At 73.0% G+C, this 26,764-nt stretch carries 25 protein-coding genes, 1 tRNA gene and 1 pseudogene; 15 read left to right on the top strand and 12 right to left on the bottom strand.

All coding sequences use genetic code 11. The features are described from left to right. Window positions 1-5: 5 nt before the first annotated feature. Both ACTMS0_RS23630 and ACTMS0_RS23625 read left to right on the top strand, forming a co-directional pair. Window positions 6-1,070: a glycosyltransferase family 4 protein gene (locus ACTMS0_RS23630; RefSeq protein ID WP_441157441.1), complete on the top strand. Its 1,065-nt coding sequence runs from the start codon at window positions 6-8 to the stop codon at window positions 1,068-1,070. Continuing rightward, the gene (locus tag ACTMS0_RS23625; protein ID WP_441157440.1) at window positions 1,067-2,659 is read left to right on the top strand and encodes a flippase; all 1,593 of its coding nucleotides are present in this window, start codon (window positions 1,067-1,069) and stop codon (window positions 2,657-2,659) included. Before ACTMS0_RS23630 ends, ACTMS0_RS23625 begins: the two co-directional genes overlap by 4 nt. A gap of 18 nt (window positions 2,660-2,677) precedes the next feature. Here the strand turns inward: ACTMS0_RS23625 and ACTMS0_RS23620 are convergent, their stop codons facing one another. Beyond that, entirely contained in the window at window positions 2,678-4,378 is a 1,701-nt protein-coding gene (locus ACTMS0_RS23620; RefSeq protein WP_441157439.1) for a hypothetical protein, read from the bottom strand. Between the two features lie 519 nt (window positions 4,379-4,897). On the opposite strand from ACTMS0_RS23620, the gene ACTMS0_RS23615 reads away from it, so the two are divergent. Genes ACTMS0_RS23615 through ACTMS0_RS23605 form a run of 3 tightly spaced genes read left to right on the top strand, consistent with a single transcriptional unit; the run spans window position 4,898 to window position 8,377 of the window. Continuing rightward, a complete protein-coding gene (locus ACTMS0_RS23615; RefSeq protein WP_441157438.1) occupies window positions 4,898-6,484 on the top strand; it encodes a hypothetical protein in 1,587 nt (528 codons plus the stop codon). Between the two features lie 58 nt (window positions 6,485-6,542). Then, window positions 6,543-7,400 carry a glycosyltransferase family 2 protein gene (locus ACTMS0_RS23610; RefSeq protein ID WP_441157437.1) on the top strand — a complete coding sequence of 286 codons (858 nt, stop codon included), beginning with the start codon at window positions 6,543-6,545 and terminating at the stop codon, window positions 7,398-7,400. Further along, window positions 7,397-8,377, top strand: coding sequence for a glycosyltransferase family 4 protein (locus ACTMS0_RS23605; RefSeq protein WP_441157436.1), 981 nt, complete (start codon window positions 7,397-7,399; stop codon window positions 8,375-8,377). The genes ACTMS0_RS23610 and ACTMS0_RS23605 overlap by 4 nt, the downstream gene beginning before the upstream one ends. Window positions 8,378-8,421: 44 nt before the next feature. Here ACTMS0_RS23605 and ACTMS0_RS23600 read toward each other — a convergent pair whose 3' ends face one another. Further along, the gene (locus ACTMS0_RS23600; protein WP_441157435.1) at window positions 8,422-9,975 is read right to left on the bottom strand and encodes a sugar transferase; all 1,554 of its coding nucleotides are present in this window, start codon (window positions 9,973-9,975) and stop codon (window positions 8,422-8,424) included. Between the two features lie 111 nt (window positions 9,976-10,086). Further along, window positions 10,087-11,154, bottom strand: coding sequence for an LCP family protein (locus ACTMS0_RS23595; RefSeq protein WP_441157434.1), 1,068 nt, complete (start codon window positions 11,152-11,154; stop codon window positions 10,087-10,089). Window positions 11,155-11,270: 116 nt separating this feature from the next. On the opposite strand from ACTMS0_RS23595, the gene ACTMS0_RS23590 reads away from it, so the two are divergent. After that, the gene (locus ACTMS0_RS23590; RefSeq protein WP_441157433.1) at window positions 11,271-12,104 is read left to right on the top strand and encodes an O-methyltransferase; all 834 of its coding nucleotides are present in this window, start codon (window positions 11,271-11,273) and stop codon (window positions 12,102-12,104) included. Between the two features lie 4 nt (window positions 12,105-12,108). After that, on the top strand, window positions 12,109-12,927 hold the full coding sequence (locus ACTMS0_RS23585; RefSeq protein ID WP_441157432.1) for an MOSC domain-containing protein: 819 nt from the start codon (window positions 12,109-12,111) through the stop codon (window positions 12,925-12,927). 2 nt (window positions 12,928-12,929) lie between these two features. Here ACTMS0_RS23585 and ACTMS0_RS23580 read toward each other — a convergent pair whose 3' ends face one another. The 4 genes from ACTMS0_RS23580 to bcp all read right to left on the bottom strand — a co-directional run bounded on the left by ACTMS0_RS23580 (window position 12,930) and on the right by bcp (window position 14,859). Continuing rightward, window positions 12,930-13,472, bottom strand: coding sequence for an N-acetyltransferase family protein (locus ACTMS0_RS23580; RefSeq protein WP_441157431.1), 543 nt, complete (start codon window positions 13,470-13,472; stop codon window positions 12,930-12,932). Between the two features lie 114 nt (window positions 13,473-13,586). Then, window positions 13,587-13,669, bottom strand: a tRNA-Leu gene (locus tag ACTMS0_RS23575). 175 nt (window positions 13,670-13,844) lie between these two features. Further along, the gene (locus ACTMS0_RS23570) at window positions 13,845-14,285 is read right to left on the bottom strand and encodes an HNH endonuclease (RefSeq protein WP_441157430.1); all 441 of its coding nucleotides are present in this window, start codon (window positions 14,283-14,285) and stop codon (window positions 13,845-13,847) included. A gap of 97 nt (window positions 14,286-14,382) precedes the next feature. After that, the gene (gene bcp, locus ACTMS0_RS23565; protein WP_441157429.1) at window positions 14,383-14,859 is read right to left on the bottom strand and encodes a thioredoxin-dependent thiol peroxidase; all 477 of its coding nucleotides are present in this window, start codon (window positions 14,857-14,859) and stop codon (window positions 14,383-14,385) included. Between the two features lie 628 nt (window positions 14,860-15,487). Here bcp and ACTMS0_RS23560 point away from each other — a divergent pair. From ACTMS0_RS23560 to ACTMS0_RS23545, 4 genes are read left to right on the top strand one after another with little or no spacing between them, the layout of a single operon-like run. Next, window positions 15,488-16,204 carry an energy-coupling factor ABC transporter permease gene (locus ACTMS0_RS23560; protein WP_441157428.1) on the top strand — a complete coding sequence of 239 codons (717 nt, stop codon included), beginning with the start codon at window positions 15,488-15,490 and terminating at the stop codon, window positions 16,202-16,204. Beyond that, window positions 16,201-16,644 carry a PDGLE domain-containing protein gene (locus ACTMS0_RS23555; RefSeq protein ID WP_441157427.1) on the top strand — a complete coding sequence of 148 codons (444 nt, stop codon included), beginning with the start codon at window positions 16,201-16,203 and terminating at the stop codon, window positions 16,642-16,644. The genes ACTMS0_RS23560 and ACTMS0_RS23555 overlap by 4 nt, the downstream gene beginning before the upstream one ends. A gap of 11 nt (window positions 16,645-16,655) precedes the next feature. Further along, window positions 16,656-17,426: a cobalt ECF transporter T component CbiQ gene (gene cbiQ / locus ACTMS0_RS23550; protein WP_441157426.1), complete on the top strand. Its 771-nt coding sequence runs from the start codon at window positions 16,656-16,658 to the stop codon at window positions 17,424-17,426. Next, window positions 17,423-18,193 carry an energy-coupling factor ABC transporter ATP-binding protein gene (locus ACTMS0_RS23545; RefSeq protein ID WP_441157425.1) on the top strand — a complete coding sequence of 257 codons (771 nt, stop codon included), beginning with the start codon at window positions 17,423-17,425 and terminating at the stop codon, window positions 18,191-18,193. Before cbiQ ends, ACTMS0_RS23545 begins: the two co-directional genes overlap by 4 nt. An 8-nt stretch (window positions 18,194-18,201) precedes the next feature. On the opposite strand, the gene ACTMS0_RS23540 is transcribed toward ACTMS0_RS23545, so the two are convergent. The 4 genes from ACTMS0_RS23540 to ACTMS0_RS23525 are packed head-to-tail and all read right to left on the bottom strand — an operon-like array spanning window position 18,202 to window position 21,164. Further along, window positions 18,202-19,299, bottom strand: a complete 1,098-nt coding sequence (locus ACTMS0_RS23540; protein WP_441157424.1) for a hypothetical protein — start codon at window positions 19,297-19,299, stop codon at window positions 18,202-18,204. Next, window positions 19,296-20,009, bottom strand: a complete 714-nt coding sequence (locus ACTMS0_RS23535) for a DsbA family protein (protein WP_441157423.1) — start codon at window positions 20,007-20,009, stop codon at window positions 19,296-19,298. The genes ACTMS0_RS23540 and ACTMS0_RS23535 overlap by 4 nt, the downstream gene beginning before the upstream one ends. Continuing rightward, complete coding sequence (locus ACTMS0_RS23530) at window positions 20,002-20,520, bottom strand: MauE/DoxX family redox-associated membrane protein (RefSeq protein WP_441157422.1); 519 nt, start codon at window positions 20,518-20,520, stop codon at window positions 20,002-20,004. Before ACTMS0_RS23530 ends, ACTMS0_RS23535 begins: the two co-directional genes overlap by 8 nt. 59 nt (window positions 20,521-20,579) lie before the next feature. Next, window positions 20,580-21,164, bottom strand: coding sequence for a sigma-70 family RNA polymerase sigma factor (locus ACTMS0_RS23525; protein ID WP_441157421.1), 585 nt, complete (start codon window positions 21,162-21,164; stop codon window positions 20,580-20,582). 106 nt (window positions 21,165-21,270) lie between these two features. On the opposite strand from ACTMS0_RS23525, the gene ACTMS0_RS23520 reads away from it, so the two are divergent. From ACTMS0_RS23520 to ACTMS0_RS23505, 4 genes and pseudogenes are all read left to right on the top strand, one after another. Beyond that, window positions 21,271-21,909, top strand: coding sequence for a zf-HC2 domain-containing protein (locus tag ACTMS0_RS23520; RefSeq protein ID WP_441157420.1), 639 nt, complete (start codon window positions 21,271-21,273; stop codon window positions 21,907-21,909). Between the two features lie 61 nt (window positions 21,910-21,970). After that, window positions 21,971-23,635, top strand: coding sequence for a copper resistance CopC/CopD family protein (locus ACTMS0_RS23515; RefSeq protein WP_441157419.1), 1,665 nt, complete (start codon window positions 21,971-21,973; stop codon window positions 23,633-23,635). 17 nt (window positions 23,636-23,652) lie between these two features. Then, window positions 23,653-24,387, top strand: a complete 735-nt coding sequence (locus ACTMS0_RS23510) for a YcnI family copper-binding membrane protein (protein WP_441157418.1) — start codon at window positions 23,653-23,655, stop codon at window positions 24,385-24,387. A gap of 143 nt (window positions 24,388-24,530) precedes the next feature. Beyond that, a pseudogene (locus ACTMS0_RS23505) lies at window positions 24,531-24,968 on the top strand (hypothetical protein); the annotation flags it as partial. 528 nt (window positions 24,969-25,496) lie between these two features. Here the strand turns inward: ACTMS0_RS23505 and ACTMS0_RS23500 are convergent. Then, window positions 25,497-26,747: a glycosyltransferase family 87 protein gene (locus ACTMS0_RS23500; protein ID WP_441157417.1), complete on the bottom strand. Its 1,251-nt coding sequence runs from the start codon at window positions 26,745-26,747 to the stop codon at window positions 25,497-25,499. Window positions 26,748-26,764: the final 17 nt, after the last annotated feature.

Below are 26,764 nucleotides of genomic sequence, written 5' to 3'. Positions count from 1 at the left end.
CCACGTTGACCGTCACGATGGTCTCCGTCTCGGACACCGCCGGCGGCGCCGAGGCGCACACCGTCGCGCTCGGGCAGGGGATGCGGCAGCGTGGCCACGACGTCCGCCTGTACGGCCGGTGCCCGGGCTGGGAGGAGCACGGCCTCGACCGGCGGGAGATCGCGCTCGGGCCGAAGTGGTCGCGCCGGACGATGGCCTCCGGAATCCTGCGGGTGCCCCTGGAGCGGCGTCGGACCCAGGAGATCGGCGACTCCTCGCTCTACTACATGCAGTTCAAGCGGGAACAGATCGCCCTGACCGCCCCCCTGTCCCGCCGTGCGCCGGTGGTCTGGACCGAGCACGGGCGGTGGATGGGCGGGGCCGCCGGTCGGCTGCTCCTCGCGGGCTACGCGCGCGCCGCCGAGCACGTCTCCCGGGTGGTCTGCGTCAGCGAGGCCGTGGCCGACGACCTCGAACCGGTGGTCGGGCGGGACAAGCTCGTCGTGGTGCCCAACGCGATCGACACCCGGCGCTACGCCGCCCCGCCGGCCGCGACGCGGGCGGCGGTGCGGGAGCGCCTGCTCCCGAGCCGGTTCCAGGACCGGCGGGTCGCGATCCTCGCCGCGCGGCTGCACGGCGCCAAGCGCCACGACCGGGCGATCGCGGCGGCGCTCGCCAGCGGCAGCGCCCTGGTCGTCGTCGGCGACGGGCCGGACCGGGAGCGGCTGGAGCGGATCAGCGCCGGCAGCGCCGACGTGCACTTCACGGGTCACCGGGACGACGTGCCCGACCTCCTCGCGGCCGCTGACTTCTACATCTACTGCGGCGCGGAGACCGACGGCACGCCCACCTGTGTCCTCGAGGCCGCCGCCGGGGGACTGCCGGTCGTGGCGTTCCACGGCGATCCCGGCACCGAGCTGGTGCCCCGCTGCGGTGGTCTGGTGATCGGCGATCCGGCGGAGCTGACGCCCGACAAGGCGGCGGCTCTCCTGGACCTGCGGGGCAGCGGCGTCGCGTACGTCGAGCAGCGGCACGGCCGCGATACCTGGGTGGACGCGTACGAACAGATCTTCGGGGAGTGCCTCCGGTGACCTGGCCTGGACGGCCGACCGAGCCGGGGGACCAGGACACCATGGTGCTGCCCGTTGTCCCGGCCGGCCGAGGCGCGGCCGGCCAAGCGGCCGGCACGGCGGACCAGGACACCATGGTGCTGCCCGTCGTTCCGGCGGATCCGGGCCCGACCGGCGGGACGGCTGGTACGGGGGACGGCTCACGTTCGGCGCGTGGGCTCAGCAAGGCCACCGCCCTCTCCCTCGGGCTCCGGCTGCTGGGCATGGTCGTCGGCATGGCGACCACGTCCGTGCTCGCCCGCTACCTCAACCCGGACGGGTACGGCGTCTTCGCCCTCGCCCTCACTCTCGGTACGGCGGCGGCGCAGGTCGCCGACATGGGCACCACGATCACGGTGAGCTCTCGGATCGCGCGGGAGAATGCTTTCGCCGGCCGCATCCTGAGCACCGGCCTGTTCATCCGTACGTCGGTGGCGCTGGCCGCGACCGTCGGCCTGCTCGTCGCGGCCGCCCAGGGACTGTTCGGCGAGTCCAGCGCGGTCGTCAGCGTCGTCGCGATCGCGACGCCGCTGTCCGCGGCGTCCATCCTCACCGCCGGGGCGACCGCCCGTTTCCGCCCCGAGGTGTCGGCCATCCTCGCTCTCGTCCAGGGCGTCCTCTGGCTGGTCGCGGTCGTCGTCATCGCGCGTACCGGCGGCGACCTGGTCCTGCTCGCCTGGTTCTTCGTCGCCGTCGTCACCCTGCAGACCGGCATCGGCGTACTGATCAACCGGAGGCTGGTGCCCCTCGGCCGGCCGTCCTGGACGGAGGCGGGGCGGATCTTCGCGCTGAGCTGGCCGCTCGCGATCAGTTCGCTCGCGGTCATGGCCTACTACCGCCTCGGCTCGGTGATCCTGTTCCACCTCCAGGGCGCCGCCGAGGTGGGCTACTACTCGGCCGCCTACAAGTTCCTGGACGTCGCCCAGCTCGGCCCGGCCATGCTGGTGGCTCCGCTGCTGCCGATCGTGGCGACCAGCATGTCCATGGACCCCCACCGCCGAAGCCTGATCTTCAGCCTGGCCACGCGGACCGGTGTGGTGATCGGCGCCGGCACGGCGGTCCTGCTGATCGCGCTCGCTCCCGCCCTCGTCGCCTACCTCTACGGCGATGACTTCGGCCCGGCGGTCACGCCGCTGATCCTGCTCGCCGTGGCCTTCGTCGGCGTCACCCTCGGCTACGTCGGCACGACGATCTGTTCGGCGCTCGGCCTCGTCCGGCCGATCGCGGTGCTGACCGTGTCGGTGGCGGTGGTCAACCTCGCGGCCCAGTTCTGGGCGTGCGCCCGCTGGGGAGCGACGGGCGCGGCGGCGGTCGCGGCCGGCACCGAGCTGGTCATCGGCCTCGCGACCTGCCTGCTGGCCGCCCGGGCGATGACGTCGCGGCTGCCCGTACGCGAGGTGGCGAGCGTGTTCGCCGCCGGAGCCGCCACGATCCTCGTGCTGTGGCTGGTCCGGCTCCCGTGGCCGATCGAGGCGGCGCTGGCCGGCGGCATGTTCGGCGCGGCGGTGCTGGTCTCGCGGGCACTCACCATGGCGGACCTCAAGCGCGTGCTGTCCCGCAAGGCCCTCTGAGTCCGCCGGCGCCGCCGGTCACCAGGTGGCGCCGGTCTGCAGGTTCTGCCAGGTCAGACCGGCGCACACCACCGGTCCGGTCCCGCACGACAGCCGGGCGTTCGTGTTCGTGGCCGAGCTGCCCTCGGCGCGGACGAGCCGGCTGACGTCGACGGCCAGGTCCAGCACGTACGAGGTCACCGAGCCGCCGGAGCCGACCGCCACCCCCTGCGCACCCGGGGCGGTCCGCAGGGTGTTGCCACGGACCACGGCCGCGCCCGAGCCGCGCACCTTCGCGACCCCACCGGTGGTGTCGTCGACGGTGACGCGCGACAGCAGCAACTCGGTCCGGGTGTTCAGGTCGGCCAGCCACGCCTTCCCCGCCGTCCGCACATTGGTGAAGGCCAGCCGGGGAAGCGTGTGCGTCGCCGCCGTGGCGGCGACCAGGCCGCCACCTCGGCCGGCGACACCCGTATCCGACACGCTCGCCTGCCGCACCGCGGCGTTCGCCGCCCATCGGGGCAGCTCCAGGAGGAAGCTGTCGCCGGGCATCGCGGCGCTGACCGCCCGTACGGTCAGGTCGTCCACCGCGCCGGCGACCTGCAGGAGCGTGGCGCCGGCAGCGGATGCGGCGACGGTCAGCCGGTCCACCCGCAGCCGCTGCACCCGTGCCGCGGGATCGATGCCCACGACCGGCCCGGCGCCGAGGTGAGCAACATCGACGCCCTCGACGGTCAACTCCGCGACGGTCGCGGCGGTCCTCGGCGAGACCCGCACCACCGCCCCGTCCGCGCCCGGGTCGGCGAAGGTCAGCCCCCGGATGTGGACGCGACCGACGTTCGAGCCGTTCACGTACACGACGTGCCGGCCGGGGACGGTGGCCGCGCGGACCTGCTCGACGACCAGATCGTCGACGTGGCCGCCGGTGGTACGCCATTCGGCGGTGTCGTCGCCGATCCAGACGACGTTGTTGCGGGCGCGGCCGCCGACGCCGCGGACGGTGGTGCGGAGGACCGCGGTCTCCGGCGATCCGCCGAGCACCTTGACCAGCGCCGCGGCCGAGGTCACGTCGATGTCCTCGATGACCGTGTCGGTGACCGGTCCCGAGACGTCGTCGTAGGCCTGCCAGTCGCGGGGGGTGATGGCGACCGTGTCGTCGCCCGTCGACCCCCGGATCGTGGTGACCCGGGTCCGCGCCGCCGGCCCCTGGATGTGTACGCCGTCGGACTGCACCTTCAACCGGATGCGGCTGACGGTGGCGTCGGTGACGTCGCCGAGGGAGATGGCGTACTTGTCGCCGGAGGTCTCCACCGCCAAGCCCTTGAGCACGAGGTGGTCCACCCGCCGGAACCGCAGTGTGTGCAGGTCGGGGCCGGTGCCACCGACGCGGTCGGCGCGGACCCAGGTGCCGCCGACGACCGTGATGTCCCGGTCCCGACCGCCGCCGGAGACCGCCGCGTTGGTGAGGAGGTTGCAGCCGCTACCGGCCGTCAGGGTGACCGTGCACTCGGACATGAACAGCGTCGTGCCGCTGTGCACCACGAGCGGGGCGCTGACCTGGTAGTCGGCGCCTCGGGGTGCCCGGACGAGGCCACCCGCGCCGGTGCGGAGGGCGGTGTTGAGCGCGGCGGTGTCGTCCCCTCCCGACGGGCCGGGCAGGATGGTGGCCTCCGGCCGCGGGGAGTCGCCGGCCAGCAGCATGCCGCCGGCGATGGCGAGCAGGCTGCGGCGGGTGGTCATCTGCGGCTCCGGGGGTGATCGGCAACCTGGTCAGGAGGCCGTGGCGGCGCACTCGGTCGGAAACCGGAACAGACGCCGCCGGCATCCTACTGAAACCCCCCGCCCGAGGGTTCGCCGGGCGAATCTTCCGGTAGCGCTCCAGGTCGCGGTGCCTGATACTGTGTGCCGCGACGGCCGCTGCGCCGTGATGTTTCGACCTACCACAATGCACGACCGCTCTGGTCACAGGGCCGCCTCGGCTGTGGTCGACCCGCGACTGTCACGGCACCGGTTCGGCGTTGTTGTCAGTGGGTTCCGTCTCAGCGAAGGACGACGGAAACCGGTCACGGGGCAAAGGCGGCGATGGGTTCCAGAGGAACTTCGACTGGTTGGCGCACGGACGCCGACATCCAGTCGCCCCGGCAGCCCCGCCGCGAGCCCGAAGCCCCCGGTGAAGCGGGTCGCACGCCGCATCCCGTGTCCCGTGTCCTGCGTCCCCTCTTCGCCACCGCTCGACGGCCGGTCGGATGGGCTGCCTGGGTGGTTGCGGCGTTCTCCGCCGCCTACACGGCGTGGACGATGCCGTCACTCATCGGGATCGTCTTCGCGATCGTACTGCCCCTCCTCATGCTTCGCCTTCCCCTGACGGGCGTCGTGCTCGTGGCCGTGCTTGCCCAGGAGATCAGGCCCAACGGGCGCTTCGGCGAGCTGACGACGCTGGGCCACCAGCTGTTCTTCGGGTCCGGGAAGATTCCCGTCGTCCTGCCGCTCGCGGTGACGGCCGCGCTCGCGGCTGCCGTCCGGTGGTGGCCACCGAGGCACCTCCGCCTCCGGTCGGCCGGGGGTGTGTTGCTCGGGCTCGCCGGGGCTCTCGTCCTCCTGGCCGTCGGCAGCGGCCTGGTCCACGGGCAGTCGGTCTTCTCGGCCGTCAACCAGAACGCCCGCCCCTTCGTCCTGCTGGTTCTGGGCCTCGTCACCGGGATGAGCCTGCGGTGGCTACCGGACGACCAGAAGTGGCTCGCCAGGGCCGCCGGAGGGGCGTTGGTCGGCCTGCTCGTCGCGGCAGCCATCGCGATCCCCCTCGGCGAGATCGCCGACGACCGGCTCAGCGCCTACTTCGTCTTCTACGACTCGGCGCTGCCAGCGATCGCGGCGGCGGTGTTCCTCGGCATGCTCGGCGGGTGGCGCTGGGACTGGCGGCACATGAGCGTTGCCGTCGCGGCACCGCTGCTGGTCGTCTTCAGCTTTCGCCGGAGCGTGTGGCTCGCGGTTCTGGTGGTCCTCGTCGCCGTTCTCGTGGTCGCCTGGTCCCGGTGGCGGCCGATGATCCAGCAGCTCGCGTTCGCGGGTCTCGTGGTGACGGTGGTGGTGTTCTCCGCACCGGGCCTCGCCGCGGACATCGGTCTGCGCAGCGTGGGAAGCTTCGAGCTCGGCGGCAGCAGCGAACCGGTCGCGAGCGGTCAATGGGTCACGCCCAGCAAACCGGCTCCGACCGGTGCACCCGCAGCGACCGGTCAACCACCCGCGACCAGCCGCCCGTCCGCGACCGGTCAACCGCCCGGGACGAGCCGCCCGTCCGCGACCGGCGGACCGGCGGCGCCGACGGGTGTTCCGCAGCCACCCGGGCAGGCCCCGCCGCCCAAGCCGGCCAACCCGCCTGCCGGATCCGGCCGACCGGCGCCCGGGCCGCAGAGTGCCGACCACCAGGCGGCGTCGACGAGCGGCCACATCAGCGACCTCCGCGTCGGGTGGGATCACGTGCGGGCGCACGTCTGGACCGGGGTGGGCCCTCTCGCGCCGCAACTCTCGGGTCTGACGGCCGACAAGGCCGAGCGGGTGTACGTGCACAACGAACTGCTGCAGAACTGGCTGCGGTACGGCCCCGCGGCGCCGGCGCTCGTGGTTCTCTTCCTCACGGTCGCCGGTCTGATGGCACTGGCCCGTCTGCGCGACCCCGGCAGCGACGTCGTGGTCCGGTCGGCGGCCGCGTTCTGCCTGATCGCGCCGTTGTGTTTCATGACTGCGCCGTTCCTGTCCGAGACGAGCCGGTGGCCGCTGTTGACGGGCGTGGCGGTCGGAATCCTCGCCCACCGGGCGAGGGCCAGCACAGAGTCCGGTAGAGCCTGATGTGGAGGTCATGGTGACAGGGGTGCCGCTGCGTGAGCGTGAGGCGGATCATCCGGGTGTGGCCACGGTGTCCGTGGTCGTCCCGACCCGGAACCGGAGCCACCTCGCCTGCGCGAGAGCGAAATGGGCGCTGTCGCAACCCGCCGTACGCGAGGTGATCTTCGTGGTGGACGGCAGCGCCGACGACACCGCCGCCCGGCTGCAGAGCCTCGCGGACCAGGACTCCCGGCTCCGCGTCATCGTGAACCAGCGCAACGTCGGTCCCCCGAAGGCCAAGAACATGGGGATCCGCGCCGCGACCTCGGAGTGGGTGCTCGTCATCGACGACGACGACATCCCCAGCGACAACCTCATCGCCGAGCTCCTCCGCGTCGCGCAGGAGGCGGGTGCGGACGTCGTCGGCGTGCCCTGGTTCAACCTCGGTGAGGCCGAGAACGTCGAGGAGCTGGTGGCGCGGGCCCCGAGGGCGCCCGGCGGTCCGCAACTGGACCGACCCGGGCTCTTCCCGGAGACGGCATGGGCGCAGTGCGTCTGGATGCCCGCCAACGCGCTGTTCCGGCGATCCGTCTTCGACGCAGTCGCGTACGACGAGTCCTACACCGGCAACTTCTACCGCGAGGAGACGGACCTCTACGTGTCGGCGGCGCGGGCCGGTCACCGCGTCGTGGTGACCGACCGGGGTTACACGTACATCCGTTCGCGGCTCGGTGGCGGCATCGACCGGCAGTCGAAGCTCCGGTACGAGTACTCGGTGCTCCGCAACAACTGGTACTTCCTGCGCAAGCACGGCGCCTGGCTGCGCGAGCAGCGTCTCATCCGTGGATCGACCCAGGAGCAGACGTCGCTGTTCGTCCGACGGATGAAGCCGCTCGCCCGCGCCGCCGGACGGCGCCTCACCCGGTGGGCGCAGCGATGAGGGTCGCCATCGTCAGCCCGAACCCGGCCAACAACTCGGGTGGCGTCGAGCGTTTCTGCCACACGCTCAGCGACGTCATCGGACGGCTCGGCGGTGCCGCCACCGTGGTCGGCGCCGCCGACCTCGACAGGGTTCCCCACGATCTGGCGATCACGAACGGGATGGTCAGCCGTCGCACGGTGACCCCCCGGATCCACGTCTACCACGGGTGCTGGGTGGACCACGTCCGGCTGGGATCACGAACCAACGACTACTCCCTGCCGTGGAAGACGCAGTTCCTGGTCAAGGGCGCGGCGAAGGAGATCTGGGCGGGCGCCAACGCGTACCGGGTGGCCGTCTCGGTGCCGACGGCCGCAGAGGTGGCGCACTGGTACCGGCTCCGCGTCCACCGGGTGATCCCGAACGGGATCGACACCGCGACGTTCGCCATCGGCGACCGCGAGGTCGCCCGCAAGCAGTTGCAGATCCCCGCGGACGAGCGGCTCGCGCTTTTCATCGGCCGAGCGGAGGCGCGCAAGCGACCGGACATCGCGGCGGCGGCGGCGTCCCGCGCCGGCTACCGGCTGCTGACCGCCGGCTCGGGTTCCGTCGACGGCGCGACCAGCCTCGGTGTGCTGTCGCCGACGGAGTTGCGGACCTGGATCCAGGCGGTGGACTGCGTGCTCGCGCCGAGCGACTACGAGGCGTGCTCGCTGGCCATCCTGGAGGCGATGGCGACCGGCACGGCCGTCGTGACGACGCGGGTCGGCTACGTCCACACCCTCGTCGACCAGCTACCGGCCTACCGCGACCTGACCGCACCGGCGGGCGACCTGGACGAGTTCACCCGGGCGTTGACGCTGCTTCCGTCCCGGCAGCGGGCGGTCGCCGAGGCCACCGCGTTCGTTCGCGCGGAGAACAGCCTCGAACGCTTCGCGGAGCACTGGTCGGCGGCGATCGACGAGGTGATGGCGAGGACGGCCGCGGCCGGCAGCTAGCGCTGCCCGACCCGCCGTCCTCGCCGGTCACCCGGCCTGCCCGGTCAGCGGCCGCCGGCGCGGAACACCTCCGAGACCGTCCGCAGCACGACCTTGATGTCGAGCCAGAGCGACCAGTTCTCGATGTAGTAGTTGTCGAACCGCGCCCGGTCGGAGATCGGCGTGTCGCCCCGCAGGCCGCTGACCTGCGCGAGACCGGTGAGGCCGACGGGAACCCGGTGGCGGGCCGCGTACGTGGGGTACTCCGCCGAGAACTTCTCGACGAAGTACGGCCGCTCGGGCCGCGGCCCGACGACGCTCATGTCGCCCCGCAGGATGTTCCACAGCTGGGGCAGTTCGTCCAGCGACGTGCGGCGCATGAACCGACCGATCGGGCCGACCCGCTGGTCGTGCGCGATGGACCAGTTGGTCTGCGACTCACGCTCGTCCACCGGACGCATCGACCGGAACTTGATCACCTTGAATGGCTTGCCGTAGCGGCCGATCCGCTCCTGGTGGAAGAAGATGCCGGGGCCGCCGTCGATGAGCGTGGCGACGGCGCAGAGCAGCAGCACCGGGCTCAGCGCGATCAGCGCGACAGCGGCAAACAGGATGTCGGAGGCCCGCTTGATGGCCCACCGCGGGCCGGAGAGCGAGATGTCGCCGATCTTGACGATCGGGATGGCCCCGATGTGGTCGGGGTAGCCGCCCTGGGAGCGCGAGCCCCACAGGCGCGGTACCGCCCAGAGGTCGCAGCGGGAGCTGCGGGGCAGGAGCAGGGTCTCCATCAGGGTGGACTCGAGGCAGTCCGGGTCGGCGATGACCAGGACCTCGCACTCCAACAGCCGGACGAGGTGTTCGAGGTCGTCCAGGGTGCCGCTGAGCGGAAGCGCCCCGGTGCCCTGGCGTGACGGGGCGTCGACGCATCCGACGAACCGCAGACCGTACTGAGGGTAACGGCGCAGCAGCCGGGCGAGTTCGAGCCCGATGGGCCCGCTGCCGATGATGATGGCGTTGTGCTCCACCCACCGGCGCTTGCGCACGAGCTTGGTGAGCGACCTGCTGGCCGTCCGGCCGACGATCACCAGGCCCGCCGAGAGTGCGACGCCCCGCATGAACCCGCCGACGTACTCCACGGAGGAGTGACGCTCCGCCGCGATGATGGCCACCACCGCGGCCGAGGCCAGCAGCCGCCCGAAGATGCTGGGCAGTTCGTCGAGGATGCTCACGTGCCGGCGGGGCCGGTAGAGCCCGCCGGCCGCGAAGATGGCCACCGTGAGCACGGCGTTGGCCAGCGTCCCGCGCCAGTAGTTCTGGCTCAGCAACAGCGGCGCGAGCAGCGCGGCGACGTCGATCGGGACCGTCATCATCCAAGCGCGCAGCCAGCTCGTCCGGGACGAGGCCCGGGACTTGGCGTACGGCAGGACCGCGGTCGTGTCCAGACCGGCCCGCGACGCCGCAACGCCCTCCGGCTCGCCGGTCACCGGACCGACGTACGGCGGCCCGCCCCGGAAAACGTCCTCGCCGACGGCACCGTGCCGCGGTACCACCATCTGCTGCGCCACCCCGCCGAGGTGCGGCGCGGGCGCAGACTCACTCGTCGCCCGTTGGCTTGACATGGTCGACCCTCCCCCGTGAAAGCCCCCGGCCACATGACACGACTCAGAGGGCGACCGCAGGATATGACCGGGCGGAGCCCGCCACCATGGCCGGCAAGACAGTTCGCGTTCCTACTTTGCGGCGGACAGGATCTCCGGCACCGCGTCGCGACGGACCGCGTCGAAGAGCCGGTCGGCCTTCGCCTTGTCGGCCAGCACGACGCTCTCGTTGCCGATCCGGCCCGTCCCCGTCGTGGGACAGGTGAAGAAGCCGAGGTTGCCGCTGCGGAGGTGGCGCATCTCCATCGCCAGGTCCAGGAGTGACATCGACTCGTCCACCGCCACCGCGTCGGCCGTGGCCCGGACGAACGAGTTCAGCTTGGTGGGGCTGGCCAGGGTGCCGCCGGAGGCGGCCTTGTCCAGGATCGCCTTGATGACCTGCTGCTGGTGCTTGATGCGGGTGAAGTCGCCGTCGGCGAAGGCGTACCGCTCCCGGGCGAAGTCCAGCGCGGCGGCCCCGTCCATCGTCTGCTTGCCCGCGACGAACTCCCGCCGGCCGTCCGGGTTCAGCGAGTGCTTCGAGGTGAAGCCCTTCTCGACGGTGATCTCGATGCCACCCAGGGCGTCGACGATCTCCTTGAAGCCGGCGAAGTCGACCATCGTGACGTGGTCGACGCGGACGCCGGTGAACTTCTCCACAGTCTGGACCATCAGCGGAACGCCACCCCACGCGTACGATGCGTTGATCTTCGCGTCCCGGCCGCCCCGCCCCTCCGGCGACTTCGGCACGTTCACCCAGGTGTCCCGGGGGATCGAGATGAGCTGGGCGCTCGACCGGTCCTTCGGAAGGTGAGCCAGGATGATCGTGTCGGCCCGGGAGCCGGAGTTGTTCTCCGGGTCCCGGGAGTCGCTGCCCAGGATCATGATGTTCATGGCGCCCTGCGCCACGACCTGCGGCCGGGACTCCTCGGGCACGCCTGCGAAGGCGTCGACACGTTCGATGCCGGATTCGACCGAGCGGAGGTACAACCCACCCGCGATCATGCCGCCGCCGCCGAGCAACGCCAGCACGAGGAAGGTGATCAGAGCGACCTTTTGCCACCGCGGACGCCGCCGGCGCGGGTTGTTGGTCGGTTCCGGTTCCCGATGGAGGTCGAGAATCTGGGTCTCGGGCTCCGCGTACGACTGGCGCTCTCGCATGGCGTGATGCTACTGAGTCCGCCTTGCAACCGCGTACCCCCGTCCGGGCCGGGCGGGCCGCGTCATGAATGAAAACTTTCATACCATCGGGCGGCCCGGGCTGGTAGAACGCTCCCGTGGATCGAATCAAGCTTCGGCGGGCCATCGCCCGCACCCGGCTGGCCCCCGTCGCCGCTTTCCCCAAGCGCCTCCGGGCGGTCGCCCGCTACGACGCGAAGGTGCTGAGCACCTCGGCGCGCTGGCTGGTCCAGTCCCGCGAGCATCACAACTACACGTACGACCTGACCCCGCTCAGCCGCAACCACCTCGCCTGGTTCGTCAGCGTCGTGTGCGACATCCCGGTCAAGCAGGTCCGGGCGTACCTCGACGAGATCGAGGCCGACGACAACCTGCGGCAGCACCTCCAGCAGGCGATCGCGGGCGCGGAGCGGCGCGGCCTCGCCGACAAGCAGATCCGGTACGCCCGCCGCATCGGCTGGTACGCGATCGTGCGCGCCTCCCGCCCCAAGCACATCGTGGAGACCGGCGTGGACAAGGGACTCGGCAGCGTCGTGCTAGCCGCCGCCCTGCTGCGCAACGCCGCCGAGGGACACCCCGGTCGGGTCACCTCCCTGGACATCAACCCGGAAGCGGGCTACCTGGCCAAGGTCGCCCCCTGGTCGGAGGTCGTCGACCTGGTGATCGGCGACTCGCTCGCCTCGATCGCCGCCCTGGACCGGCCGGTCGACCTCTTCCTGCACGACAGCGACCACAGCACCGTCCACGAGCGGCGCGAGTTCACCGCCGTCGAGCCGAAGCTCGCCCCCGGCGCGATCCTGCTCACCGACAACGTGACCGTCACCAACGTCCTCGCCGAGCACGCCGAGCGCACCGGCCGGAAGTTCCTCGCCTACCGCGAGACGCCCGCCAACCACTGGTACCCGGGGGACGGCATCGGCGTGGCATGGTAGGCCGGTGCGGCTGAACGCGATCCACACGTACCCCGTCAAGGGGTGTCACCGGCTCGACCACGACGGCGCCGAGGTGCGGCCCTGGGGCCTCGCCGGCGACCGGCGCTGGATGGTCGTCGACGCCGCCGGTGTCGGCGTCACCCAGCGTGAGGTCGCCGGTCTCGTCGCGCTGCGCGCGGTGGCCCGCGACGGCGGCCTCACCCTGCGCGCGGCCGGCCACCCCGATCTCGAGGTCCCGGAACCGTCCGGCGGCGAACCGGTTCCAGTCCGCACCTTCCGTAACCGCAAGCTGTCGGTGCCCGCGCTCCCCGCCGGGCCGGCGGCGGACGCATGGGTCAGCGCCCTGCTCGACCGGCCGGTCCGCCTGGTCTGGCTGGCCCGGCCCACCCGCCACATCCCCGCCGGGGACCGCGAGCACGACACGGGCGACCAGGTCAGCTTCGCCGACGCCTACCCGCTGCTGCTGACCAACGCCGCCTCGCTCGACGCGCTCAACGGGTGGCTCGCCGACGCCGGCGAGCCGTCCGTGCCCATGACCCGCTTCCGCCCCAACCTCGTCGTCGAGGGCGCGCCGTCCTGGGCCGAGGACACCTGGATAGGGCGGCCGCTGCGTATCGGGGGCGTCCGCTTCCGCGCCGCCGGGCCGTGCGACCGGTGCGTCGTCACCACGACGGACCAGGAGACCGGGGTACGCGGCAAGGAGCCGCTGCGCACGTTGGGCCGGTACCGCAACGTGCGGCAGAAGCTCCTGTTCGGACTGAACCTCGTGCCCGTGACGACGGGCCGCGTCGCCGTCGGCGACGAGGTGGTCGTCGACGCGTGACCTCAGCTTCGGCTCAGCGCGTTTGTCCGCGTCAGGTCGAGCCACATGAAGATCTCGTCGCGGTCGTCTCCTGGGGCGACCCGGAGCGCGCCGGGCAACCGTCCGACCTCGCGGTACCCCAGGCGCCGGTAGAACCGGTCCAGGCCCAACCCGTCCCGGACGGTGATCTGCAGTGCCTCGAGACCCAGCTGGCGGCCGATCCGTTCGGCCTCCCGCATCACGTCCAGGCCGTAGCCGTGGCCCTGCGTGTCCGGGTGGACCATCACCCGGGTCAGCACGCGATAGTGGGTCTTCAGGTGGAACCTGTTGTCGGTGAAGATCGTCATGGCGACGAGCCGGTCGTCCGCGTACCCGATCAGCAACCGGTCCGGGCCGTCGGCGATTCCGGCGAGGGTCGGATCAGCGATGGACCGGACGTCGGCGGTCGTCACCGGCGGGACGAAGCCCACCGCGCCACCGGCGTTGCTGACGTCCGTCCAGAGCGCGACGATCTGCTCGCGCAGCTCGGGCGTCAGGTCGGGGTCGAGAACGAACCGCAGTGTCACGCCGGCCATCTTGCGCAAAGGGCATCTGCCCAAGCCAGGATTGTGGCGTGCGTGACACTACCGGCGGTGCGAGAGCCAGCCACGAGTGGCCGACCGTGCCCGGCTGTGTTGGAGTACGGGAGAGGGGACTTGAACCCCCACGTCCTCACGGACACAGGAACCTAAATCCTGCGCGTCTGCCATTCCGCCACTCCCGCTGGCTCAACGAGTCTAGAGCGTCGGGCTGCTGCCGTGTTCAGACCGGCGGCTCGAAGGGCGTTCGAGACAGTTCCGTGACGTACGTTGACCCGGCCGTCGGTGGACTCGCGTATCAGGTGTGCGAGCCTACGCGGGCCCAAGTCCGGATTGTCGAGGGCATACCTGATCACGACTTCACGGTCCGACGAGCCGTGAGAGCGCGGCCGGCGAGAGTGAGGGGCGGCGGTTCCCGTCTCCGGTGGGGGTCTGGCTGTGGCAGTTCGGGCATAGCAGGCGCAGGTTCGGCGGGCGGTTGTCGAGGAAGTCACCGTTGATGTGGTCGACGTGGAGGATCAACGGCTGTCCACGCCAGAACGGCCCGGTTTCGCATTCCTCGCACTCTTCCGGCACCCCGATAGTGCTCAATGCCCACTTCAGGCGTGCACCCGGCGTCCGCCGGGAGCCTTCCGGCACACGCACCAGCAGTTGGGACGACGTCGTACGTCGCTGACTCGGCTGGCCGCGGTTGTGTGCTTGGCGACGAAAGTGGGATGTGTCGATGCCGAAGCGCTTGAGTTGCCGGCTGATGTGCGCGTGTGAACCGCCGCTCAGGCGTACGCCGAGCAGCCGCATCACCTCGGTGACGCTGCGCGCGGCGGCGGGCCCCGGCAAGCGCCTCGGGGGTGTACCGGTACCGGACCATGCACGACCGTAGTGACCCGGTGCGACAAACTCAGTCGAGGCCGAGGTCGCGGCGCAGCTTGGCGACGTGGCCGGTGGCCTTGACGTTGTAGAGCGCCCGTTCGATCTTGCCGTCGGCGTCGATGACGAAGGTCGAGCGGATGACGCCGGTGACCGTCTTGCCGTACATCTGCTTCTCGCCGTACGCCCCGTACGCGTTCAGCACCGCCTTGTCGGTGTCGGAGACCAGCGGGAAGGTGATCGCGTCGCGCTCGCGGAACTTCGCCAGCTTCTCCGGCTTGTCCGGGGAGATGCCGACGACCTCGTAGCCGGCGGCCTGGAGCGAGGCGAGCGAGTCGCGGAAGTCGCAGGCCTGCTTGGTGCAGCCGGGGGTCATGGCGGCCGGGTACGCGTACAGCACGACCTTGCGGCCGCGCAGGTCGGCGAGCGAGAGGGTGTCACCGGTGTCGGTGGGGAGGCTGAACTCGGGGGCGGGATCGCCGGGGGAGAGACGGGCAGGCGCGGTCATGGCCACGACCCTACCGCCGCCCCGGCTCGGCTTTACGCCCCCGACGCGCCGCGACCGACGGCTGCTGCTCCGCCCGCTCCCTGCCCGCTCGCTCCCCAGGGCCGCGCCTGGCGGACAGGGAGCGCAGATCTTGGAAGATTCCGGCCCCTCCAGGGGCCGTTCCCTTCCAAGATCTCCTTGCTCCGGATCGCGCGCCGGGCGAGCGCGTCGTCGTCGGTAACGTTCTGTGGCTCCGGGACGGGCTACTCAGCGTGCTGGTCAGCGCGGCGCATGGATCGCGTGCCGGGGGCTTTGCTCTGCACCCCTCCACGCACCATGCCCCGTGAGCTGCGTCTTTCGTCAACGGTCCGGGGGGATGGGGATTTCCGATAGTCGCGCTTCGTGCCTGGTGCGGATCGGGGTGCAGAGCAAAGGCAGGCGGCGGGGGGTTGTGAAGGGCAGGCTTCCGTCACGCAGGGTGATCCCGGCGTGACGGCTCGCCGTACGCGCCGAGGCGCCGGGAGCCCGGCGGTGCGGCGGGCTGCGTGATCAAAGCCATGGCTTGTTGCCAGATATTGGCAACAGAGAGGGGTGCCAAATAGGCTGACCCTGCCGGCGTGGACGGGCCCGCCGATGCGTGGGAGGTCGCGTGGAAACCCTGGCGATGCACATCTCGAACGGGATCATCAACGGTCCCGTCGCCGCGGCCTTCGCGGCGGTCGCGCTGGCGGCGATGGCGTTCTGCGTCCTGCGCGGCCGGCAGGACCTGGACGACCGGCTGGCGCCGATGGCCGGCCTGGTCGCCGCGTTCATCTTCGCCGTGCAGATGCTCAACTTCCCGATCTTCACCGCCGGGGTCAGCGGTCACCTGCTCGGCGGCGCGCTCGCCGCGCTGCTGGTCGGCCCCTGGGTGGGCGCGCTCTGCGTGGCGGTCGTGCTCGTCGTGCAGGCGCTGGTCTTCGGCGACGGCGGCGTCGCGATGCTCGGCCTCAACATCACCAACATGGCGGTCCTCGGCACCGCCGTGGCGTACCTGCTGATCGCCGCGCTGCTGCGCGTCCTGCCGCGTACACCGGCCGGGCTCGCCGTGACGGCGTTCGTGTCCGCGCTGGTCAGCGTGGTGGTGGCCGCGATGGGTTTCGTCGTTCAGTACCAGCTCGGCGGCACCACCGACCTCGGCGGCAACCTCGCCGGCCTGGCCGGCACGATGGCCGTCTCCCACCTGCTGATCGGCATCGGCGAGGGCCTGATCACCGCGACCACGGTGGTCACCGTCGCGAAGGTCCGGCCCGATCTCGTGTACGCGCTGCGCGCCCTCAAGCCGGCCGCGCCGGCGTCCGTTCCGGTTGTCGGAGGTGTCCGGTGAAGAAGCGTTCCTGGGGTTTCCTCGTCGGTGGGCTGCTGGTCGCCCTGCTGCTGGCCGGCGTGGTGAGCAACTTCGCCTCGTCGCACCCGGACGGGTTGGACTCGTCGCTGCGGGAGGGCTGCACGTTCGACGCCGAGGACAACATCACCGGCGGCAACTGCCCGGCGCAGCAGGAGAAGGAGCACGAGATCGGCGGTCCGCTGGCCGACTACGGCATCGCGGGGATCGACAACGAGTTCCTCTCCACCGGGCTCTCCGGTGTGCTGGGCGTCCTGCTGACCTTCGCCGTGGCCGGCGGTGCGTTCTGGCTGGTCCGCCGCCGCGGGGCACAGGCCGCCGAGCGCGGAGCCGCCGACGGCCAGGCCGCTGAGCGCGGAGCCGCCGACGGCCAGGCCGTCGAGGCGACGCCGGAGCAGACGTCCGCCGGCCGGGCCGGCTGAGGGGTACGACGATGGGCGCCGGCTACACCCACCCGCTCTACCGGGAGGCCAACTCGCCGGTGCACCGCCTCCCGCCCGAGGTGAAGATCGCGGCGATGGTGGCTTTCACCCTGGCCGTGGTCGCCACCCCCCGGGAGGCGCTCTGGGCCTTCGGGGCGTACGCGGTGCTGGTCGCCGTCGTCGCCGCGGCCGCGCGGGTCGGGCCCGGCTGGCTGCTCCGCCGAGCGCTGATCGAGCTGCCGTTCGTCCTGTTCGCCTTCGCCCTGCCGTTCCTCGGCGCGGGCGAGCGGGTGGAGGTCCTCGGCCTGCGGCTGTCGGAGGACGGCCTGTACGGGGCGTGGAACATCCTCGCCAAGGGCACCCTGGGGGTGCTCGCGTCGCTGCTGCTCGCGGCGACCACGACGACCCGGGACCTGATCGTCGGCCTGGACCGGCTGCGCTGCCCGCAGATCCTCACCCAGATCGCCACGTTCATGCTGCGCTACCTGGAGGTGCTGGTCGGCGAGGCCCGCCGGATGCGGGTGGCCCGGGTGTCCCGGGGCGACGACCCGCGCTTCGTGTGGCAGCTGCGGGGTTTCGCCGCCGGTGTCGGCGCGCTGTTCCTGCGCGCGTACGAGCGGGGCGAGCGGGTGTACCTGGCGATGCTGTCGCGCGGCTACACCGGGCGGATGCCGGTGGTGTGGCAGGGCGCGGGCGCGGCGACCGCCGGTCAGTGGGCGGTCGCGGCCACCGTGCCGGTGCTGGCGGCCGGCGTCGCCGCCACCGCGCTCGCCCTGACATGATCGGAGGCGTGCAGCCCACGACTCCGAGCCTCCACGTCCATGGTGTGCGGTACGCGTACCCGGACGGGCACGTCGCGCTGCACGGGGTCGACCTGACGGTGCCGCGCGGCGACCGGGTGGCGCTGCTCGGCCCGAACGGCGCCGGCAAGACCACCCTGGTGCTGCACCTCAACGGCATCCTCACCCCGACCGAGGGGAGCGTGACGGTCGGCGGGCTGACGGTGAGCCAGGACCGGGCGACCCTCGCCGAGGTGCGCCGCCGGGTTGGCATCGTCTTCCAGGATCCGGACGACCAGCTCTTCCTGCCGACCGTCGCGGAGGACGTGGCGTTCGGCCCGGCCAACCTGGGGCTGCGCGGTGCCGAGCTGGCGGCCCGGGTGGACGAGGCGCTCGCCGCGGTGGGGATGGGCGAGCACCGGGACCGGGCCCCGCACCACCTGTCGTTCGGGCAGCGCCGCCGGGTGGCGGTGGCCACCGTGCTCGCCATGCACCCGGAGATCCTGGTGCTCGATGAGCCCTCGTCCAACCTCGACCCGGCCGCCCGGCGCGAGCTGGCCGAGATCCTGCGCAACCTGCCGGTGACCCTGCTGATGGTCACCCACGACCTGCCGTACGCGCTGGAGCTGTGCGACCGCTCGGTGATCCTGGACGCCGGCCGGGTCGTCGCCGACGGCCCGACCGCGGACATCCTGGCCGACGAAGACCTCCTGTCCCGCCACCGCCTGGAACTGCCCTACGGCTTCACCCCCCGCCCCACTCCCCGCTGACCGCCGGGTCAGGACGGGGAGGGGGTCGGGGTTCGGGGTTCGGGGCGGGGGCTCCGGGAGGCGGAGTGGAGGCGCAGGGCGCCGGCCGCCAGCGCGCCGGCCCCCGTGATCAGGGTCGCGACGACCAGGATCCGTGCGGTGGTCGCGGACCACGGGACCGGGGCGACCGAGCGGGCGAACACCGCCGCGTTCGCCACACCGGCGAACAGGGCGAGGCACGCGCCGGCGAGCGCGACCGCGAAGTCCGCCGCCGGGCGGCGGGCCAGCGCGTACGCCCCGGCGGCGATCGCGCCGAGACCGGTGAGCAGCGGCCACACCTGACCGCCGAGCAGTCCCAGCAGCAGCCCGCCGATCCCGTCCGCCCCGGCGTCCAGTTCCCGGCCGACGCTGTAGGCCACGCCGGCGACCCCACCGGCGACCAGGAGCCCGCCCAGCACCGCGAGGGCCCGTCCGCCCGGCGTCGACCCGGCCGGAAGCAGCCCCAGCGCACCCACGGCGAGCAGGCCGAGGGTGGCGGCCACCCACCAGGTGTACGCGTCCGGCGGCGGCACCCAGTCGAGCGTGCCCCGGATCTCCAGGGCTTCCCCGTCGGCGCGCAGCGGCACCACCCAGTCGCGGACCCGGTGTTCCCGGTCCGGGGCGGCACGCACCTGCGGCGGCGGCGCGGACTCGCGCCACAGTGCCCGCTGGTCGTGCCAACGCACGGTCGTCGAGCCGTCGACCTGCCGCCAGTCCGGCGGGGCGGCCGGGTCCGCCTCGGCCGGGATCCGGGTGTCCCCGGCGAGGGTGCGGTTCAGGTACGTGGCCGGGGAGCGCCGGTTCTCGTACACGCCGTCGGGGCCGACCCGCAGGTACGGCTCGCCGGAGTAGCCGATCACCTCGACCGGCCGGTCCCCGGTGTTGGTCAGCTCCAGCCGGGCGCCGGCCTCCACCGCACGGGCGGTCAGCCCGGCCCGGGCCGGGGTGACGGCGGTGACCTCGGTGCGGTAGTCGGTGCCGTCCGGGGCGTCCGCTCCGTGTGCCGCGGCCGGCGCGGCGAGCGCGAGCGTCGCGGTGACGGCTCCGGCGAGCACCAGGCCGGCGCGGGTGACGAGGGTACGGATCACCCGGCGGCCTCCACCGCCGACCGGATGCCCTCCGGTGAGCGGTCGGCGACCGGCTGCCCGTTCACCAGGACCGTCGGGGTGCCCGTGACGCCGGCCTTGCTGGCCTCCTCGGTGACGTGCTCGGTCCACGCCTCGTACGTGCCGTCCCGGACGCAGGAGCCGAACGAGTCCCGGTTCAGCCCGACCTCCGCCCCGATGTCGATGAGCTGGTCGTCGCTCAGCCCGGCGCCACCCTCGGGCGGTTGCCGCTCGAACAGCGCCTCGGTGAACTCGCGGAACTTCCCCCCGGCGGACGCGCAGCCGGCGGCGGCTGAGGACCGGGTCGAGTACTCGGTGGTGGAGAAGCGGTTGAGGTACGCGACCGGGTGGAAGACCACCCGGGCCTTGCCCTCGTCGGCGAGCTGGTCGATCGTCTCGCCGCTGACCTGCTGGAACTGCTTGCAGGCGGGGCAGAGGTAGTCCTCGTACAGGTCGATGGTGACCGGCCCGGAGCCGTACCCGATCCCGGTGCCGGCGTCGTTGGCGCCCGGGGGCGGGGTGAACTCGTCGGAGCGCTGGCTGGAGTAGACGCTCCAGCCGATCAGGCCGGCGATCACCAGCACGGCGACGGCGCCCACCGACACCCACAGCGTCCGCTTGCGCCGGCGTTCCCGGGCGATCTGTTCCCGGACGACGCGGGCCGCGTCCCGGCGCTCCTTGCGACTACTCATCCTCGTCCTCCACGGCGGCTTCGCCCGTCAGCCAGCCGTCCACCGAGAACGGGGTGCGGGGCCAGATCAGCAGGAACCCGGCCAGGGTCAGGAATCCCAGGTCCCGGAGGATCTCCGGGAGGTAGCTCGGGGCCTGCCCCTCGGCGAGCTGGCCGCCGCTGCCGAAGCAGCCGCAGTCGATGGCGAGGCCGCGTGACCAGGCCGAGGCGATGCCGGCGATGAAGACCACCAGCAGCGCCGCGGACACCCCGGCGGCCAGTCGCGTGGCCAGTCCGAGCAGCAGGAGTACGCCGAGCGCCAGCTCGACGAACGGCAGCGCGGCGCCGATCACCGTCGCCACGTCGTACGGGAAGATCTGGTACGCGTTGACGGCCCGGCCGGACGCGGCCAGGTCACCGATCTTCGAGCCGCCGGCGACGAGCCAGACCGCGGCCAGCCCGAGCCGGGCGGCGGTGCCGATCCAGGGGCGTACGGCGGGCCAGCGGCTGGTGCTCGGCGCGGTCACGGTCATTGGTCGTTCTCCGTCCGGCGGAAGTTCCCGCCCGGGAGCCGGTGACGTCGACACCGGCCCTACCCGGCCAGCGCGTCGTCGACCGCCTCGACCAGGTCGGCGCGCGCCCGGGCCACCCGGGACCGGATGGTGCCGACGGGCACCCCCTCCACGGCGGCGGCCTCGGCGTAGGACAGGCCGAGCAGTTGGGTGAGCACGAACGCGCCCCGGCGCTCGGCGGGCAGCCGGCGGAGCAGGTCGGCGGCGCCGAGCTGACCGGCCGGATCGGGATGCGGCCGGTCGGTCCACGCGTCGGCGGCGAGGCGGGCGTCGAGCCGGCGTCGCCGTACGACCGTGCGCAGGTGGTCGGCGCAGGCCCGGCGGGCGATGCCGAGCAGCCAGGTGCGCGCCGAGGAGCGACCCTCGAAGCCGGGCAGCGCCCGGAACGCCCGCAGGTACGTGTCCTGGGTGAGGTCGTCCGCGGTGTCCGGATCGACGAGCGCCGCCACGAACCGCCACACCTCGGCCTGGGTGAGCCGGACGAACGCGGCCTGGGCGACCGGATCCCCGTCGCGGGCGGCGAGCGCCCACTCGGTGGCCCGCGCAGGCCCGTCCTCGGCGTCGGCCGGGCCGGCGGCGGCGGTGTCGCGCTGGGCGGGGATCACGACAGTCCAGGTTACGCGGAGCGTCGTGCCCCGCGAGGGTCCTTCGGCCCTTCATGGCCTGCGCCACGTCGGGAACTTTTCCGGTGCACCGGCCGACTATCCGCTCATGAACTGCGACGACGTCCGCGTGGCGCTGTCGGCGCGGCTGGACGGGGAGGACCCGCAGGCGGCACCGGCGGTGCTCGACGCCCACACCGGAACCTGCCCGGCGTGCCGGGCGTGGCTGGCCCGCGCCGAGCAGGTGACCCGGCTGGTGCGGGTCCAGCCGGTGGCGGTGCCGGACCTGACCGCCCCGGTCCTCGCGGCGGTCGCCGCCGACGCGGCCCGTACCGCCCCGGCGGCCGCGCGACGGGCCCGCCGCCAGGTGCTGCGGGTGGCGGTCGCGGTCGCGGCGGTCGCGCAGTTGTCGATCGCACTGCCGGTCCTGCTGGCCGGGCTCGGCGTGGCGCAGGACCCGCACACCAGCCGGGAGATGGCCTCCTTCGACGTCGCCCTCGCCGTCGGTTTCGCGCTGGCGGCGTGGCGGCCCGAGCGGGCCCGCGTGTTCGCCCCGGTGGCGCTGGTGCTCGCGGTGTGCCTGGCCGGCACCAGCGCGGTCGACATCGCCAACTCCACCACCGCTCTGGTGCACGAGGTCGGCCACTTGGCGGCGGTGGTGCAGGCAGGGCTGCTGTGGGCGCTGGGCCGGGTGAGTGGCGAGACCGACCGGCCGTTCACGCCGGCTGTCGCGGCGGGGCGCGGGTGACGGCGGCCGGTTCCGTGCCGTCGCGGCCCGGGCTGGGCGCGGCGGGGTGTTCTGGGCGAGCATGACCGACATGACTGCCGCCCTCCGCCGCTGGTTCGGCCGGTTCACCGCCGCCGCCGGTCTCCTGTTCGTCCTCGTCGCCCTGCTGGTCGCCCCGGCCGGGCCCGCCAGTGCCCACGCGGTGCTGGTGAGCAGCAGCCCGGTCGCGTCGGCCGTGGTGCCGAACGCGCCGGCCGAGGTGGTCCTCACGTTCAGCGAGTCCGTCCGCAAGGTGCCCGGCAAGGTCCGCGTCATCGCACCGGACGGGTCCCGCGCCGACCGGGGCGAGCCCACGTTCGAGGGCGGGGTCGTCACCATCCCGGTCGACCCGGCCGGCGACCGCGGCACCTACCTGGTCAGCTACCGGGTGATCTCGGCCGACAGCCACCCGGTCTCCGGGGCGTTCACGTACTCCGTCGGCGCCCCCTCGCCGCCGCCGGTCGACACGGGCGACGACAGCCGGGCCGACCCGGTGGTGGGCGCCGCGGTCAAGGTCGCCAAGTACGTCGGCTACGCCGGCCTGCTGCTCCTGATCGGCCCGGCGCTGGTCCTCGCCGCGCTCTGGCCGCGCCGGCTGTCCCGCCGCGGGCCCACCCGCCTGGCGTGGACCGGCCTGGGCCTGGTGGTGCTGTCCACTCTGGCGACGCTCTGGCTCCAGGTGCCCTACACCGCCGGCGGCGGCGTGTTCGACGTCACCGGAGAGGGGTTCAGCGGCGTGCTGGGCAGCATGTTCGGCGCGGCCCACCTGGTCCGGCTGGGCCTGCTGGCGGCCGCCGCGTTCCTGCTCCGACCGCTGCTGGCCGGGCCGGTCGGCCGCACCGACCTGGTGATCCTGGGCATCCTCGGCGGGGCGGCGCTGCTGACCTGGCCGCTGGCCGGGCACCCGGCCGCGTCACCGGCCCCGGCGGTCTCCGTCGTGATGGACGCCGTGCACCTGGGCAGCATGGCGGTCTGGCTGGGCGGGCTGGTCATGCTCGCGGTCTTCCTGCTGCGCCAGGCCGACGAGCGGGAGCTGGGGGCGATCCTGCCGATCTGGTCCCGCTGGGCCGCGCTGGCCGTGTCCGCGCTGCTGCTCGCCGGCACCGTGCAGGCGCTGATCGAGGTGGCCACGCCGAGTGCCCTGGTCGGCACCACGTACGGGCGGCTGCTGCTCGGCAAGATCGGGCTGTTCGTGCTGGTCATCGCCGTGGCCGCGTACTCCCGGGCGCTGGTGCGCCGGCGGACCGTCGCCGGCCGGCCCACTCCCGTGCGGCGGGCGATCTGGGCCGAGCTGGCGATCACCGCGTTGGTGCTCGGCCTCACGGCCACCCTGGTGCAGACCACGCCGGCCCGCACCGCCGCCGCCGACACCGCCGCGAGCGGCAGCGGCTACTTCTCGACCACGCTGTCCAGCTCGCTGGGCTCGCTCCAGGTCGAGATGGACCCGGCCGAGCGGGGCAACAACACCGTCCACTTCTACGCGTACACCCCGGACAACCGGCCCCAGCCGGTCGTGGAGTGGCGGGCCACCGCCGCCCTGCCGTCCGCGGGAATCGAGCCGATCGAGGTGCCGTTGCTGCCGCTGACCGACAACCACGTGACCGGCGAGATCAACCTGCCGGCGTCGGGGGAGTGGCAGCTGCGCGTCACGGTCCGTACGTCCGACATCGACCAGGCCACGGTGACCGCCACCGTGCCCGTCCGGTAGCGAAAGGTCCCCATTCCATGATCCGTCTCCGGCGTACCGCAACCGCCGCCGCCACTCTCGCCCTCGGCGCCGTCGCCGCCACCGTCTTCGGCTTCGCCGCGCCCGCGTCGGCGCACGTCAGCATCAACCCGAAGGAGGCGACCCAGGGCGGCTACGCCCGGCTCGCGTTCCGGGTGCCGAACGAGAGCGACACGGCGTCCACCACGAAGGTGGAGGTGGTGCTTCCGGAGAACGCGCCGGTCGGCTCGGTCTCGACGATGCCGGTCCCCGGCTGGACCGTGACCGTCGAGAAGCGCAAGCTCGACCAGCCGGTGGAGGTGCACGGCAGCCAGCTCACCGAGGCGGTGTCGAAGCTGACCTGGACCGCCGCCGCGGACGCCGTGATCAAGCCCGGCACGTTCCAGGAGTTCCCGGTCTCGATGGGCCCGCTGCCCAAGGTCGACCAGATGGTCTTCAAGTCGCTCCAGACGTACTCGGACGGCACCGTCGTGCGCTGGATCGAGGAGCCGACCGCCGGTGGCGATGAGCCGGAGAGCCCGGCGCCGGTGCTGAAGCTGACCGCCGCCTCCCCGTCCGCCGCGCCGGCGGCGAACGCCGTCGCCGACAGCGAGGCCGAGACGGACGACGAGGCCGAGGGCACCGGCCTGGCCACCGGCCTCGGCGTCGCCGGCCTGGTCGCCGGCCTGGGCGGCCTGGTGCTCGGCGGGCTGGCGTTCGCCCGGACCCGGCGGGAGCCCGCGCCCAAGGCGTGACCCCGCCCGCCCGCGTACCGGCCCGTCGGATCCGTCCGGCGGGCCAGCGCATTTCCGGGCCGGGTGCCGTGGATATCCCCTGATCGCACGGTCGGTCTCGGTAAGGTCGGCCGGGTGTCCGGCTACGGAGGGGGACGAAGCCAATGCGGATGGTGCGGGTACTCGCCGGGGTGCTGCTGCTGACCGTCGGGATTCCGGCGCTGCTCGCCGGCGCCGTACTCGGTGCGGATCTGACCCTGGACCTGCGCGCCGAGCTGCGCGCGGGCTGGACCGCCCCGGTCACCGCCGGCCTGCTGGCCGGTGGGTTGGTGCTCGTGGCGTCGGCCCTGCTCCTGCTGCTGCGGCCGGTACGCCCCCGCGAGGTGGTCTTCGTGGTCGAACCGGACCAGGTGCCCGTGCTGGCCGGCCGGCTCGGGGTGACCTCGCTGAGCGGGCTCGGTGCCCAGCAGCCGCGGGACGGCGACCTTGCGCTCGCGCCGGCCCGCCAGTTGGCGTCCGTCGGCGCGCCCCTCGACCGGCCCCGTCCGGCGCTGGAGCCGGTGCCGACACGCGGTCCCGCGACCGGGCCGGTGCCGGCCGGCCGCCCGGCGACGCTGGCCGACCTCATGGAGACACCGGACGGTGGCGAGCCGGACGGTTCCGGCGAGGGGCCGTGGAGCGGCAGCGGTGACGGCCGTCGTGACCGGCGGGGCCGGGACGCCACGCGCTGCGTCGGGCCGCTGCGGCCGTCCGAGGTGGACCTGTCCCTCGCCTGGCCGCCCACCACACCGAAGGATGTCGCCCCGCCGGCGCCCGCGTCGCGGCCGGAGCCCGTCCCGCCGGCCGAGCCGGTCCTGCCGCCGGAGCCCGTCCGGCCGGCCGAGCCGGTCCGGCCGCCGGCGTCGCTGTCGCGGCCCGAGCGCGCGTCGCGGCGGGAGCCCCCCGCGGGTCCGCTGCGTCCCGCCGTGCCGGCCGATCCGGCCTCCTGAGCAGCCGCCACCGGTCCGGGCGGGACTGGTGGACGCGGACGGCCCTCCGTGCTGCCGACACGGAGGGCCGTCCTCACCGGGGGATTCGGTGCTACCGCAGCGTCTCTGGGGTAGTTGAGACCAGATTAGCGCCGAAGAGGGCTACTCGGGAAGTCTGTCCGTTTGAACCGGGAGCCCGGTGCCGCCGCGAGCCGGCAGCCCCACCAGCAGCAGCAGACTGATCAGCACGTACGTGTTGCGCACCAGGAACTCGCCCACCGAGTCGGTGGGCACCTGGGCGGTGCCCCAGTCCTGGAACGTCACCACCCCGTACACGATGACGACGGTCGTGCCGGCGGCGGCCGTCAGCAGCCGGCGGCGCTCGCCCCCGGACGTGGCGAGGGCCGCGTCGACCAGCACCACCACCGCGGGGACGAACCAGTAGATGTGGTGCGTCCACGTGATCGGGCTGACCAGCGCGCCGACCAGGCCGGTGAGGGTGAGGCCGGTGAGCGCGTCCCCGGCGCGGGCGGCCCGCGCCGCCCGCCACAGCCCGTACCCGGCGACCAGGGTGACGAGGGCCAGCCAGATCAGGCGGTCCGGCTCCTGCGGCGTGGTGAGGCGGCTCAGCAGCCCGAACAGCGACTGGTTGCCGGTGTAGTCGGTACGGCCGACCCGGTCGGTGGCCCACAGCTCGTGCGTCCAGAACCGCCAGGAGTCGCGAGGTGCGACCGCCGCCGCGAGCAGCGTCGCGCCGGCCGCCGTCGCGCTGGCCACGGCCGCCGCCCGCCACCGGCGGCAGGCCAGCAGGTAGACGATGAAGATGCCGGGGAAGAGCTTGAGCGCCGCCGCCAGCCCGACGCCCACGCCGGCCCAGCGCCCGTTCCGGGGTACGGCGAACAGCAGGTCCGCCAGGATCAGCACCACCAGCAGCATGTTGATCTGCCCGAACGTGATCGTCTCCCGGGTGCTCTCCACGGCGAGAACCAGGAGCACTGCCACGGTGAGCGTGAAGACCCGCGGCAGGTGGTGCCGGGCGATCACCGGGCCGACCAGCCAGCGGGTGGTCACCACCACCGCCAGGATGGTCAGCAGTGTGAAGATCGCCACGGTGGCACCGAGCGGCAGCAGCGCGAACGGGCGCAGCAGCAGCGCGCTGAACGGCGGGTACGTGAAGTAGAGGGCACCCTGCACCCGGTCCGGCTGGACGTAGTCGTAGAGCGGGTTGCCGGCCGCCCACCAGTCCATCGCCCGCATGTAGATCTTCAGGTCGAAGAAGTCGTGCACCCGCCCGGGCAGGTAGAGCGCCGGCAGCACGGCGGCCAGCGCCAGCGCGGCGACGATGCGACGGACCCTACGGCCGCCGGCGTCGTCGTCGGTGACGGCGGGCGGTGCGACGGGTTTGGCTGGCACGGGGAAACCCTAGCGGG

Origin of the sequence: Micromonospora sp. H33 (assembly GCF_052068455.1) — a bacterium.
Lineage (GTDB): Bacteria > Actinomycetota > Actinomycetes > Mycobacteriales > Micromonosporaceae > Micromonospora.
The sequence above is the reverse complement of the archived record's forward strand: the minus strand, read 5'-3'. Positions and strand labels throughout refer to the sequence as shown.

Excerpts from the sequence above, each read along its gene's own strand:
- ACTMS0_RS23620 (WP_441157439.1), bottom strand. The coding sequence starts at position 4,378 with ATGACCACCCGCCGCAGCCTGCTCGCCATCGCCGGCGGCATGCTGCTG.
- ACTMS0_RS23605 (WP_441157436.1), top strand. The coding sequence starts at position 7,397 with ATGAGGGTCGCCATCGTCAGCCCGAACCCGGCCAACAACTCGGGTGGC.
- ACTMS0_RS23600 (WP_441157435.1), bottom strand. The coding sequence starts at position 9,975 with ATGTCAAGCCAACGGGCGACGAGTGAGTCTGCGCCCGCGCCGCACCTC.
- ACTMS0_RS23595 (WP_441157434.1), bottom strand. The coding sequence starts at position 11,154 with ATGCGAGAGCGCCAGTCGTACGCGGAGCCCGAGACCCAGATTCTCGAC.
- bcp (WP_441157429.1), bottom strand. The coding sequence starts at position 14,859 with ATGACCGCGCCTGCCCGTCTCTCCCCCGGCGATCCCGCCCCCGAGTTC.
- cbiQ (WP_441157426.1), top strand. The coding sequence starts at position 16,656 with ATGGGCGCCGGCTACACCCACCCGCTCTACCGGGAGGCCAACTCGCCG.
- ACTMS0_RS23545 (WP_441157425.1), top strand. The coding sequence starts at position 17,423 with ATGATCGGAGGCGTGCAGCCCACGACTCCGAGCCTCCACGTCCATGGT.
- ACTMS0_RS23535 (WP_441157423.1), bottom strand. The coding sequence starts at position 20,009 with ATGAGTAGTCGCAAGGAGCGCCGGGACGCGGCCCGCGTCGTCCGGGAA.
- ACTMS0_RS23530 (WP_441157422.1), bottom strand. The coding sequence starts at position 20,520 with ATGACCGTGACCGCGCCGAGCACCAGCCGCTGGCCCGCCGTACGCCCC.
- ACTMS0_RS23520 (WP_441157420.1), top strand. The coding sequence starts at position 21,271 with ATGAACTGCGACGACGTCCGCGTGGCGCTGTCGGCGCGGCTGGACGGG.
- ACTMS0_RS23515 (WP_441157419.1), top strand. The coding sequence starts at position 21,971 with ATGACCGACATGACTGCCGCCCTCCGCCGCTGGTTCGGCCGGTTCACC.
- ACTMS0_RS23510 (WP_441157418.1), top strand. The coding sequence starts at position 23,653 with ATGATCCGTCTCCGGCGTACCGCAACCGCCGCCGCCACTCTCGCCCTC.